6 protein-coding genes and 1 pseudogene are annotated in these 13,309 nt (G+C 44.6%); 1 reads left to right on the top strand and 6 read right to left on the bottom strand.

Annotated elements, in window-relative coordinates; all coding sequences use genetic code 11:
• Positions 1-476: 476 nt before the first annotated feature.
• The 6 genes and pseudogenes from EJL04_RS06295 to hemW form a co-directional block, all read right to left on the bottom strand.
• The gene (locus tag EJL04_RS06295; RefSeq protein WP_125104412.1) at positions 477-1,496 is read right to left on the bottom strand and encodes a zinc ribbon domain-containing protein; all 1,020 of its coding nucleotides are present in this window, start codon (positions 1,494-1,496) and stop codon (positions 477-479) included.
• Positions 1,497-1,544: 48 nt separating this feature from the next.
• Entirely contained in the window at positions 1,545-3,416 is a 1,872-nt protein-coding gene (locus EJL04_RS06290) for a peptidase U32 family protein (protein WP_125104411.1), read from the bottom strand.
• Complete coding sequence (gene metA, locus EJL04_RS06285; RefSeq protein ID WP_125104410.1) at positions 3,409-4,326, bottom strand: homoserine O-acetyltransferase MetA; 918 nt, start codon at positions 4,324-4,326, stop codon at positions 3,409-3,411. Before metA ends, EJL04_RS06290 begins: the two co-directional genes overlap by 8 nt.
• A gap of 211 nt (positions 4,327-4,537) precedes the next feature.
• Positions 4,538-6,569: pseudogene (locus EJL04_RS06280) on the bottom strand (M13 family metallopeptidase).
• Positions 6,570-6,603: 34 nt separating this feature from the next.
• On the bottom strand, positions 6,604-8,565 hold the full coding sequence (locus tag EJL04_RS06275) for an ABC-F family ATP-binding cassette domain-containing protein (RefSeq protein ID WP_125104409.1): 1,962 nt from the start codon (positions 8,563-8,565) through the stop codon (positions 6,604-6,606).
• Between the two features lie 910 nt (positions 8,566-9,475).
• Positions 9,476-10,600: a radical SAM family heme chaperone HemW gene (gene hemW, locus EJL04_RS06270; protein ID WP_125104408.1), complete on the bottom strand. Its 1,125-nt coding sequence runs from the start codon at positions 10,598-10,600 to the stop codon at positions 9,476-9,478.
• 158 nt (positions 10,601-10,758) lie between these two features.
• On the opposite strand from hemW, the gene EJL04_RS06265 reads away from it, so the two are divergent.
• Entirely contained in the window at positions 10,759-12,921 is a 2,163-nt protein-coding gene (locus EJL04_RS06265) for an elongation factor G (RefSeq protein ID WP_021854632.1), read from the top strand.
• The last annotated feature ends 388 nt before the right edge of the window (positions 12,922-13,309 follow it).

Genomic DNA, 13,309 nt, shown 5'->3' with positions numbered 1-13,309 from the left:
TTCTGTTAAGTTTGTATGCTTTTTATTCGCAAAGATAACATGTAGCATGGGCAAATGTCAATACAAATATTACTGAAGCAGCTCTATCTGTATCTGAATGCGCATCATCGGTCTCTGGAACGAAATGATTTGGCATGGATTATAATGCATGGGTTGATTGTTGTGGATACAGTGTAATAATGATTTGTATTATTGCAGGATTTCGTATTGATATGTTGGGTATATGATAAATTTGCTGATAATAATGTGATATGATTTTCTTGTCTGAGAAATAAAAGTAAAGTATGTGTGTTGGCTTAATGCGTGATGAATTTTTACAATAATTATTGTATAAGCTGAAAGTTTGATGACATACTTTGGTTCCAAATTATTAACCTATCGTTTACGGCAAAAAACTAGGCCACTTTTAAAGTAAAAGTGGCCTAGTTTTTTGCCGTAAACATCTGCTTACATTTTACAATTCTTAAGTTATTTGTCTACGTGTTCATTGCTCCGCATTGTGGACAAATACCCTTGTGTCTTAGACCTGCTCCACATTTGCCGCAGGTGTAGTTGCATTTAGCACGTTTGAAGTAGATTTTTACGGCAAAGTAGGTGTATGCGGCCAAGAGTGGATAGCCGATGTAATAAAGTGTGGCTATAGAGAATATTATATAGTTTGCGGCGCAGATGCCAGCCAGCCCGCAGAGGTATAGTAAAGCTTCCGCCGGTGGCAAAAGGCGGCGTACAATGTCGGCTACAGCCAGAGAAAGAATGAGCATAGTCCATACGGCAGCCAAGAAGATAGCTAGGACGGGTGGTACATTTAGAGGATTGAGCGTGGGATGGAAGTAGAAATGGCGCCATGTGTCTGGCTCAAAGTTCTGTATGCTTGAGTAGATGACTGCAGCAGTAGCCACAGTGAGGGCTAGCAGCGTGGGATAGAATGTGCCTATGTCATTGAAGTGAACTATTCTAGCATTGCGGCGCAGTAGGGTGCGCATAAGATATGCCACGGATATTGTGCTGATGACGATAAGAAAGATGAGAAGGTGGGTATCGGAGAATATTGATATGAACTGTGATATTGGGTCGCTGGGTACAGTTGAAGCCAATAGCATCTGCTCGCGTGTCCAACCGAAGGTTTCTTGGTCACGTGCTACTTGTATCCATACAGAATCAGCAGTTGCAGATGGCATAACTCTGATGTCGGCAACGACGATATGGTCGTGCTTGTAGACGGATACAGAGTCGGTATGCATACCGTTAAGCAATTCTTCTGGCTGCTGGCGCAGCAGTACGAGCGAGTCGGCTTTCACCACGAAGTTGTAGTTTAACGAATAGTGGTGGGTGCGTTCAAAAGCGGCAGTGTCTGGCTGTGCAGTAGCTACCGTTTTGGTTTTACTGCGCCCCGTGTTGTGATAGCATGACGACAGCATTGATGCCTGTATCACAAGGATTGTCAGCATGCAGGTGTATAGGGCTTTAGCGGCGTATTTGTTTATTGTTTGTTGCATGGCTATGTATTGCGAGTGTTTCTTGTCGGGAAGGAGACGGGATTAAATCTACTTGTCGGCAATGACGTTCATTTGGCATCGTGCACAGTCAAACTGCAGTTTGAAACGGCGGCCGTCTGTCATGCGCAGGTATAGGGGACCTTTGAGACTATGTGGGTATGCCCCTTGGCGTGTGCATATGCCCATAGCATGACGCAGGCAGTAGCGGCACTGCATAAGCAGGGCGTGTGGCGGCATGTTGATCTCTGGGGCTGGTATCGCTTTAGTTTGTTGCGACTTGTAGAATTCTGCCGCCTTGTTGTTGGCAACATTATACAGATACGGATAGGCTGCAGGATATGTGTTGCTGCCGCCTTTTTCTGTTTTTGTATTTGCCGCCTTGCTACTTGCCTCCGTGCGTGCGTCTGCTGTAGCCTGTCTGAGGGCTTGCTCCAGTTTTTGGATAATGTCGCGTCTCATGTGAGACAGGAGGCTCGATGGTATAAACGTTTTTATTCCATCTTGTGGAACTGACACGTCGGTGCACTTAAAAGGTGTGTTACCAAGTCGTGTAAGTTGACGCACAATATTGTCGGTCTGTGGCTTCTGCGCAGTTTGCGGCTCACATTGTAACTCTGTAATGGCACTGACACTGTCGGCAGTTGCCATCAGTATTATGTTGCCTGGGGCAGATTCTTTCAGACTCATTGTTATGTTTATCTTGCGTTCAGCGCTTCTGCCCGTAAGAAGTTTCTCGAATGCTTGGTCGCTGTTGCGGTAGAGAGCCTGGCCGCGACTCAATCCGGAAGGCATCCTTTGAGGGAATATGGTGTTGCCTTGTGCCCTGTTGACTCTGAATCCCTGCAGCTCGTCATTTCCGTTGAAAAAGCACAGACCATCGCCATTGGAAAAGGCTGCAGTGCCAGCTACGGTAATATCGTTGCGGTTTATTGACTTTACCGTGCCCACATACTGACCTATAGCCTTTGGGGTGAGTGGTGAACTCATGTCAGCGCTGCGTCCATCTGCAAAATAGTGGGTGAAGCCTCGACTGAATGTCTTATCAAGATTTGGTTCAAAAGTATAATTGCTGCGGCCGAGCGAAGCGCGGCAGTAGCGTCCGTTGCTGTGGGCTATTATATCGTTAAGCTTGCGGCTGTAGGCTGCAGTTACGTTTTTCACGTATGTTATATCCTTTAGCCTGCCTTCAATCTTGAGCGATGTAGCTCCACTGTCGAGCAGTTGCTCGAGGCGGTCTATGAGGCATAGGTCTTTGAGTGACAGCAGGTGGCGTCCGCGTTCAATGGCGTTGCCGTGTTCATCCTCTAAATCGAATTTTAGACGACAGAACTGGGCGCATTCGCCTCTGTTGGCACTGCGTCCAAAACAATACTGCGAAGCGTAGCATTGGCCTGAATAGCTTACGCACAAGGCACCATGGACAAACACTTCGAGTTCGACGTCCGGCACGGCTTTGTGAATTTGTGCGATTTCTGTTGCCGAGAGTTCACGGGCAAGTACGACACGGCTGAATCCCTGTGAGGCTAGCCATTTTACCTTATCTGCTGTACGGTTATCAGTCTGCGTACTGGCATGGATGGGTATAGGCGGAAGTCCGTCTCCAGAGGCAATCATTGAGGCTAGAGCCATATCTTGTACCAATATGGCATCTGCACCAGCCTCATATAGTTGCGATATAAGCTCTTTGGTGGCACAAAGTTCATTGTCATAGATAATGGTGTTCACAGTCACGTAGACTTTGGCCATGAACGTGTGGGCATACTCGCATAGTGCCTTGATGTCGCTGAGGGTATTGCCTGCTGCGGCTCTTGCTCCGAAGCGGCTTGCTCCTATATATACGGCATCTGCTCCGTGATCGATGGCGGCTATGCCGCATTCCAGGTTTTTGGCCGGAGCCAAAAGTTCTATAGCTTTACTCAATTTTGTTTATGTCGTAAGGGGTTTCTTGATATACGTAATAGTTAATCCAGTTGCTGAAAAGGAGATTGGCATGAGCCCGCCAGCGCACCAACGGAGGATTGTCCGGGTTGTCGTCTGCATAGTAGTTTACAGGCATTTCCACATCGTCACGCTTGCCTATGTCGCGGCGGTATTCTTTGTCGAGTGTATCAGGTGAATATTCGAGATGACCTGTTATGAAGAACTCTCTTCCGCCGCGGGCCATCACTATGCTTACACCGCTTTCAGCTGACTCGGCTATGAGCTGTAAGCCTGAAGTTGCCTCAATATCCTGTTTGCGTATCTCTGTGTGTCTGCTCTGTGGCATGTAGAAAAAGTCGTCGAAGCCTCTGAATATGGGTAAAAGCGGCATGAGTGTGTGTTGCTTGAACACACCGAACATCTTCTTTGGCAGTGGATATTTGGGTATGCCATAATGATAGTAGAGCCCTGCCTGTGCAGCCCAGCATATATATAATGTGCTGGTGACATGATTGCGTGCCCATGCAAAAATTTTAGTTACTTCCTCCCAATATGTCACTTCTTCGAAAGCATAGTTCTCAACCGGTGCACCGGTAATTATCATTCCGTCGAACTTTTTGTCTTTCAGAACGTCAAAATCTTTATAAAAAGCCAGCATGTGCTCGATTGGAGTATTCTTCGGGGTGTGGCTTTTAAGCTTCATGAAGGTTATATCCATCTGTAGTGGTGTGTTCGACAGCAGACGTATCAAGTCGGTCTCTGTCGTAATCTTCAGAGGCATGAGGTTTAATATGACGATGTGCAGAGGGCGTATGTCCTGCGTGTGAGCCCTGGAACTGTCCATGACAAAGATATTCTCTTTCTTAAGAATGTCTATTGCCGGCAGCTTGTCTGGTATTCGTAATGGCATCTTTTTATTCTCTCTTTCTCATTAACGTGTGGCAAACTTACATAAAAAAAACGATATAGCGTATGATCGGCACCGAAAAACTTTTGTGGGGATGAAGTTTGTCATATAAAAAAGCCCCATGGGAAAGTTTCCATGGGGCTATCATACATCAGCCTACTTTCAGGCTTGATTAATTCAACATGTCTTCAACGATGTTGCCACTGAGGTGAAATTACCAAAGTTTTACTCGTTTGTCTGCCGGCAGATAAAGCTTGTCTGTAGGTTTAACGTTGAAAGCTTCGTACCATGCGTCGATATGTGGCAGTGCACCGTTTACGCGCCATTCGCCGAGAGAGTGAGGATCGCTCTTTGTACGGTTGCGTATCTCCTCTTCTGTAATGTTTGCAGCCCATACGCCTGCATAAGCCAAGAAGAAACGCTGGTCGGCTGTAAGGCCGTCAATCTCTTTCAGAGGAGCGTCCTTTGTGGCGTTCTTATATGCATTGTATGAAACCTGCAGACCGCCGTGGTCGGCAATGTTTTCGCCAAGTGTGAGTTTACCGTTGGCATTTAGGTCAGGCAGAACTTTGATTGCAGAGAAGAAGTCAACGCAAACCTGTGCACGCTTATTGAAGTTTTCAGCGTCGCAGGCTGTCCACCAGTCAATCATATTTCCGTTCTTGTCATAGTTGCGTCCCTGATCGTCGAATCCGTGAGTCATCTCATGGCCAATAACAACACCAATGGCACCATAGTTGAATGCGTCGTCTGCTTCAGGATCAAAGAAAGGACGCTGCAGGATTCCTGCCGGGAAGCAAATCTCATTGGTTGTCGGATTATAGTATGCATTGACGGTCTGAGGTGTCATGAACCATTCATCCTTATCAACCGGTTTGCCTGCACGATAGTTGATGTCCCACTCGTTCCAGAACTTGCGGCAGTTCTGTACGTTCTCATAGTAAGACAATTTGGGGTCGATTGTCAGGCCTGACATATCTTTCCATTTATTTGGATAACCTATCTTTACGTAGAAAGCGTCGAGTTTGTCGAGTGCAGCCTTCTTTGTGTCGTCACTCATCCAGTCCTGAGCCTTGATTCTTTCAGCAAGAGAAATCTGCAGATTCTTTACGAGCTTTTCCATACGCTCTTTTGAAGATGCGGGGAAGTAACGCTCAACATACATCTTGCCGAGAGCTTCACCCATCTGGCTTTCTACCTGACTTGTTGCACGCTTCCAACGTGGATGGTCTTCCTTACGGCCAGACATTGTCTTTCCGAAGAAGTCGAAGTTGGCAGCTATTACGTCATCGCTCAGGTAGCCTGCTGCTGAGAGGATAACATCCCATTCCATATAAGCACGCATTTCGTCTGCTGTCATCTCAGAGAGAATCTTGTCTGCACCCTTTACGAAAGCAGGCTGACCTACAACGAGTTCCTTGAAGTACTCGCTCTTTACGCCTTCTGCGTTCAGAAGTTGTGTTAAGCCTACGTGAGGATAGTTGCTCTCAAAGTTCTGAATAGTCATCTTGTTGTAGTTGGCAGCAACGTCACGCAGCTCTGTGCTTGACTTAGAAACTTTTGCCAACGCAGTTTCTACTTTCATGATGCTCTCCATCTTCTTCTTGGCAGCATCGTCAGAGAAACCAAAGAGTTTGAACATGCGCTCAATGTGTTTCTTGTAAGCTTCTCTTATGGCTGTTGTTGCAGGATCTGTGTCAAGATAATATTCCTTCTGGCCGAGGCATATACCACCCTGATATATATTCAGGATGTTCATTGTGGCGTTCTTTTCATCAGCTCCAAATCCGATGCCCATAGGCACTCCATAGCCGAATGTAGCATATTTAAGCTGCACCTTGCGGAGGTCAGCCACGGTCTTGGCCTTTTCTATCTCATTTATGAGCGGCATAACAGGCTTTACGCCTTCCTTGTTGCGGCGCACAGAGTCCATTGCAAGCTTGTAGAAGTCGCTTAGCTTGCGCTCTGTGGTGCCCTGCGGATATTCTTTCTTCAGCAGGTCGCTCAAGATTGTGTTAACGCGTTTGTTGTTGTCGAGTCCGAGCTGATCAAAGCTTCCGAAGCGTGAATAAGCTGCGGGCAGCGGATTGTTTTTCATCCATCCGCCACATGCGTACTGATAGAAATCATCAGCTGGTCTGACACTGTTGTCGAGATTCTTCAGGTCGATTCCCGACGTCAGCTGTGCCTGCTGTCAGTGAGGCAGAGGCAAATAGCACTGCTGGGATAATGTGTTTCATTTTCATAATTTTTTTAATTTAAGTTGATGGTATTTGTCTGTTACATATATTTTTCAAGTTCTTCCGACAACTGCTCCCATCTCTCAACTTCTTCATCGAGAGTTTTCTTTACAGATGTATATTCGTTTATCAACTTCATGTCACTGGCCCTTTCGGGTTGACATAGCATTTCGTCGAGTTCCTTAAGACGCTTTTCAAGCGTCTCGATTTTTGTTTCAGAGTCCTTTACGGCCTTTTCTGCCTTACGTATTTTCTTCTGTTGCTCTTTGCGTTCTTCATACGATTGCTTGGCCGAGTTTTCAGCCTGTTGCTGCTCATTGCATGTTGAGTTTCCTGAGCTTGCAGGCTGTTGTATCGTTGTCGTTGCTTGGTGATGACCAAGAGAGTCGAGTGAGTCGATGTTATGAGTCTGTAGAAAGTCGTATATTCCGCCGATATGCTCTCTTACTTTTCCGCCTCCAAATTCATAGACCTTGGTTACCAGTCCGTCGAGGAACTCGCGGTCGTGGCTTACAATGATGGCCGTGCCGTCAAAAGCTTTGATGGCCTCTTTTAGGACATCCTTCGACGGCATGTCGAGATGGTTGGTCGGCTCGTCGAGAATCAGCAGGTTAACCGGTTCGAGCAGGAGCTTTATCATTGCGAGTCGGCTGCGTTCGCCACCGCTGAGCACTTTCACTTTCTTCTCAGATGCTTCGCCTCCGAACATAAAAGCTCCGAGTATGTCGTTAATCTTTAGTCGGATGTCTCCTTTGGCTACATTGTCTATTGTCTGGAACACCGTAAGCTCCTCGTCAAGCAGCTGTGCCTGATTTTGGGCAAAATAGCCAATCTGAACGTTATGGCCAATCTTAAGCGTTCCGGTGTATGGAATCTCGTTCATTATACATTTCACGAGTGTTGATTTTCCTTCTCCGTTCTTTCCTACGAAGGCCACCTTCTCGCCACGTTTTATTGTGAGTGTTACATGGTCGAATACGGTATGAGTGCCATAATCCTTGCGCACTTCATCGCATATTACAGGATAGTCGCCGCTGCGCAGGCATGGGGGAAACTTGAGGTGCATTGCCGAGTTGTCCACTTCGTCAACTTCTATAGGCACAATCTTCTCGAGCTGCTTTATGCGGCTCTGCACCTGTACAGCCTTTGTGGGCTTGTACCTGAAGCGTTCAATGAAATCTTTTATGTCGGCTATTTCCTTCTGCTGGTTCTCGTAAGCACGCAGTTGCTGCTCGCGTCGTTCGGCTCTGAGCTTCACGTACTCGTCATACTTCACTTTATAGTCAACCACCTTGCCACAGCTTATTTCGAGTGTGCGGTTGGTCACATTGTTGATGAATGCACGGTCGTGGCTTACCAAAACCACGGCTTTTGCGCTTTGTGCAAGAAACTGTTCGAGCCATTGTATGCTCTCAATGTCGAGATGGTTGGTAGGCTCATCTAGCAACAGAACGTCCGGTTTCTGCAAAAGAATCTTTGCCAGCTCTATACGCATACGCCATCCTCCGCTAAACTCGCTTGTAGGACGTGACATGTCCGAACGCTCAAATCCAAGACCAGTCAAAGTGCGCTCTATGTCAGCTTCATAGTTCTCTGCGCCCATCATCATGTATCTTTCGTGCTCTTGGGTGAACTTCTGAACTAGAGCCATATATTCATCACTGTCATAGTCGGTGCGTTCTGCCAACTGTTGGTTCATCTTGTCGAGCCTTGCCTTCATTTCCGTATTTCCGGCGAAGGCCTTACGCGCCTCTTCACGTACTGTTGTGTCATCCTGAAGAATCATCACCTGCGGCAGATAGCCTATGGTTGTTCCACTTGGTACAGCCACGACGCCCGCAGTTGGCTTTTGCATGCCGCAGAGAATCTTTAGCATAGTAGATTTGCCTGCTCCGTTTTTTCCGACCAGTGCGATTCGGTCGCGGTCGTTAATTACGAAGCTGACGTTGCTGAAGAGCGGCTTAACGCCAAATTCTACTTTTAGTCCTTCTACTGAAATCATTCTTTTCGTTTCTTTACGCTTACTATTTGTCAGCCGTGTTAGGCTTATTCGGCGTATTACTATTGCTTTAGGTGGCAAAATTAAATAATTTTATCTTTAAAACCAAACAATAGCAAGAAAAAGGATGCCGCTATGAGGAACATTCGACCGATTAAAGCTTTCCTTTGTCTGTTCAAAATGGTAAATGTAAAGGCCTGTCGTATATAATCCGTTATCTTAGTAATAGTTGGTTGCCATTCTTTTATACATACTGAATATGTTTGTATGTTGATGTTTCATGTCATTATTTATGATAATGGTTTATGTCGCATAGAACTTTTGGCCGTTTGGGCTTCCTGTTATGGTTTTACTTTTTGATGCTTTTGTCTTTTGTTTTCTTTCAATTTGATTTTTGCAGACCTCTTCAGACTGAGTTATTTTGAAAATAAAATCATTTGGACGTGAAAATTGGCCTAATTCGTGTGCATCCATAAGTTATTGCATTACAATGAACTATGCGAGAATGTCGGGTTGTGTGCAATGAAAACTGATGTGAAACAGTTATAATAAGCTGTTTCTTGATAGGAAAAAGACTTGTTTTTGAACGTAAAAACATAGTGTTTTGTGGTGTAATACGATGCTTTTTGCATCATAAAACATAGCTTTTTACAGACTTTGTAAATATTGTTTACTGTTTTCTGACTGTTTTTGTCTCATCTTGTTTCTATTTTAGCTAAAAACTCATACAAAACAGCAGTGACATTCTGTAATGTCTTTTAGTAAATTGGCAGCACGTTGCTTTGCAAGGTGTTGAAATGGTATATTATGATCTTATTGTTTTGTCCACGTAGGAACAGATGAAAATGCTTAAGTTTTGTTTATGCCATAATTTCGTTAATATTATTACCGGTTGCCACATGAGAATGCATGACTAAACAATCATAAGGTCGCTCATCACCATGTCACTGATAAAGATGCCTTCGGATGTAAGTCTTAGCCGGTCGTGCCGTATCTCAAGTAGTCCTTGCTCAAGATGTTTGCCGGCGGCAGAAATAAGCGTGTTTCTGTATCTTTTACCCAAACGCGTTTCCATGGCGTTTAGATCAATCCCGTCTGATGTGCGTAGGGCAGTGGTTATGATGTCGTTGAATGTTGTGTCGTTGTCGAGTTCTTCACGCTCCATAGGAATGATGCCGTTATTAATTTCCTCGATGTATAGTTTTAAATCGGCCACATTCCACTGTCTGGAGTTAAGGTCAAACGAGTGAGCGGCTGCGCCAAGACCGATATATGGCACTTGATGCCAATAGCTGCTGTTATGACGTGAGCGATATCCTGGACGTGCAAAGTTGCTTATTTCATAATGTTCATATCCGGCATCCGTAAGTTGGCATACAAGCTCTTTGAACATTGTCAGGCTCAGCTCCTCGTCAATCTCTTTTACCTTGCCTGTGTCGAGCATTTTCCACAATGGCGTGTCTTCTTCATACATAAGACTGTATGCCGAGATGTGTTCTACGTTTAGAGCCAAAGCGGCAGATATGTCCTCCTTCCACTGGCTTAAACTTTCGTCAGGGAATCCAAACATCAGGTCGATGCTTATATTTTTGATGCCTGCTTCTCTCAGCAATTTTACGGCATGTTTCACTTCGTCAGAGTTGTGGCGTCTGTGTAGAAGACGGAGTCTGCTGTCTGCAAATGTCTGCGCACCCATGCTTACACGGTTTATAGACAGACGGCTTAGCATGTTTGTAAACTCCGGAGTGATGTCATCAGGGTTGCACTCCATTGTTATTTCGGCATTTCTATCCACGTCATACACATTATTTATATATAGAAACAGTTTGGTAAGTTCTGCCTCGTCCAGCAACGAAGGTGTGCCTCCGCCAAGATATATAGTGGAGAATGGTTCGCGGATATAGTTTTTCCTTAATTCCATTTCGCGACAAACCGCATTTATGTATTTCTTGCGTAAGTCAAGAAGTGTGGTCGAGTAGAAACCGCAATAAATGCAGCGGCTCTTGCAGAAGGGTATATGGATGTATATGCCGGCCATTGTTTATTAGATGTTTCAGTTTCGTTTTCTTTATTTTAATGCAAAATTACTAATATGTTTTAATTTTTTGACGCTTTTTTGTGTTTTCTTTTGCTCGTTTGCGCAAAAAATCGTAACTTAGAGGCCAACATAAGTTATTAACTTAAATCTATAATAATATGAGAGTTTATCAAACTAACGAGATTAAAAACATTGCCTTGCTTGGCAGTGCGGGCTCAGGCAAGACTACTCTTGCCGAAGCTATGTTATATGAGAGCGGACTGATTAAGCGCCGCGGTTCTGTAGAAGCAAAAAACACAGTAAGTGACTATTTCCCTGTTGAACAAGAATACGGCTACTCGGTATTTTCAACTGTTTTTAATGTAGAGTGGAACAATAAAAAACTTAATATCATAGATTGCCCGGGCTCTGACGACTTTGTCGGCGGCGCCATCACAGCCCTTAACGTTACTGACCAGGCTGTTATATTAATCAATGGTCAGTATGGTCCTGAAGTTGGCACACAGAATAACTTCAGATACACTGAGAAGCTGAAGAAGCCGGTTATCTTCCTTGTAAACCAGCTCGACAGCGACAAGTGTGATTTCGATTCGATAATAAGCAGCATGCAGGACATTTATGGTCCGAAATGCGTCCAGATACAATATCCGATAACTACAGGTCCAGGCTTTAATGCCCTTATTGACGTCCTTCTGATGAAGAAATATTCTTGGAAGCCAGAAGGCGGTGCTCCTATCATAGAGGATATACCGGCAGAGGAGATGGACAAGGCAATGGAACTTCATAAGGCTCTTGTGGAGGCCGCTGCAGAGAACGATGAAACTCTGATGGAGAAATTCTTTGAGGAGGAAACTCTCACAGAGGATGAAATGCGTGAAGGTATACGTAAGGGATTGGTTACACGTTCTATATTCCCTGTTTTCTGTGTTTGCGCAGGAAAGAGTATGGGTGTTCACCGCCTGATGGAATTCTTGGGCAACGTAGTTCCGTTTGTAAGCGAAATGCCTAAGGTTCATAACACACGTGGTGAGGAAGTTGCTGCAGAAAGTGCAGGACCTGAATCTATTTACTTCTTTAAGACAGGTGTTGAGCCTCATATCGGAGAAGTTTCTTACTTCAAGGTTATGAGCGGATGCGTTAAGGCCGGAGACGATTTAAGCAATGCCGACCGTGGCTCAAAAGAACGCATTGCAAATATTTATGTTTGTGCAGGAGCTAATCGTCAGCCTGTTGACTGTCTTAATGCCGGTGATATCGGCTGTACTGTTAAGTTGAAGGACGTGAAGACAGGCAACACTCTTAATGGAAAGGATTGTGATAATAGATTCGACTTCATAAAATATCCTAACTCTAAGTATTCTCGTGCCATTAAGGCTGTCAATGAGGCTGACACAGAAAAACTGATGGCTGCTTTGTTGAAGATGAGACAGGAAGATCCGACATGGGTAATAGAGCAGAGCAAGGAACTGAAGCAGACAATAGTTCATGGTCAGGGTGAGTTCCATTTGCGTACACTAAAATGGCGCCTTGAGAATAATGAGAAACTGCAGGTTAAGTTTGTTGATGCCAAGATTCCTTATCGTGAGACCATCACAAAGGCTGCACGCGCAGACTATCGCCATAAAAAACAGTCGGGTGGTGCAGGACAGTTTGGTGAAGTACACCTTATTGTTGAGCCTTATGCAGAAGGTATGCCTGATCCTGTAATGTACAAGTTTAACGGTCAGGAGTTCAAGATGAACATCAAGAGTAAGGAAGTTGTTGACTTGGAGTGGGGCGGTAAGCTCGTGTTCATCAATTCTGTTGTCGGTGGTGCTATTGATACACGCTTTATGCCTGCTATTTTGAAGGGTATTATGGAGCGTATGGAGCAGGGGCCTCTGACGGGAAGCTACGCACGTGACGTACGTGTTGTTGTTTATGATGGAAAGATGCACCCGGTTGACAGTAATGAACTTTCATTCATGTTGGCAGCCCGCCATGCTTTCTCTGATGCATTTAAGAATGCTGGTCCGAAGATTCTTGAGCCTATTTACGACCTTGAGGTTTATGTTCCGGCCGACTTTATGGGTGATGTCATGAGCGACTTGCAGGGACGTCGTGCCCTCATCATGGGTATGGACAGCGAAGCCGGTTATCAGAAACTGCAGGCCAAGATACCTTTGAAGGAACTTGCAAACTATTCTATCTCACTGAGCTCTATTACAGGCGGACGTGCTTCGTTTACCACGAAGTTCGCAAGTTACGAGCTTGTTCCTAACGACATACAACAGGCTCTGATACAAGAGCATGAGGCAGAACTTGCTGATAAAGACGAATAACAATAATGAATCAGCCGTGTGGAGTAAATCCCACGGCTGTTTTTTATGCTGATATTGCATGTTGAATAGTTTGTTTGAAAAATTATAGCTTATTGTAATCTTGCTATTTTTATAAGTGTTATGCTGTTTCCTGCTTGTATATAAAGTCTGTTTTATTCTTTTTATATAATGCCGTTTCCTTGGTATGCCATGAATGCCATTGCACTATATATAACCTTATAGTTCTTTACAATTATTCTTCATGCTGTTCTGTTTAATTGCAAGAACTTTTGTGAAGGCCTTTAACTTGATAATTATCAATTATCGTATGGTTATTTGGTTAATATAGATAAATTTTGAATAATTAATTAACAAAATAATTTGGCTTTATTTATTTTTACCATATATT

The sequence above is a fragment of the Prevotella marseillensis genome, assembly GCF_900625065.1.
Taxonomy (GTDB): Bacteria; Bacteroidota; Bacteroidia; order Bacteroidales; family Bacteroidaceae; genus Prevotella; species Prevotella rara.
This window is presented reverse-complemented; position numbering and strand designations above follow the sequence as displayed.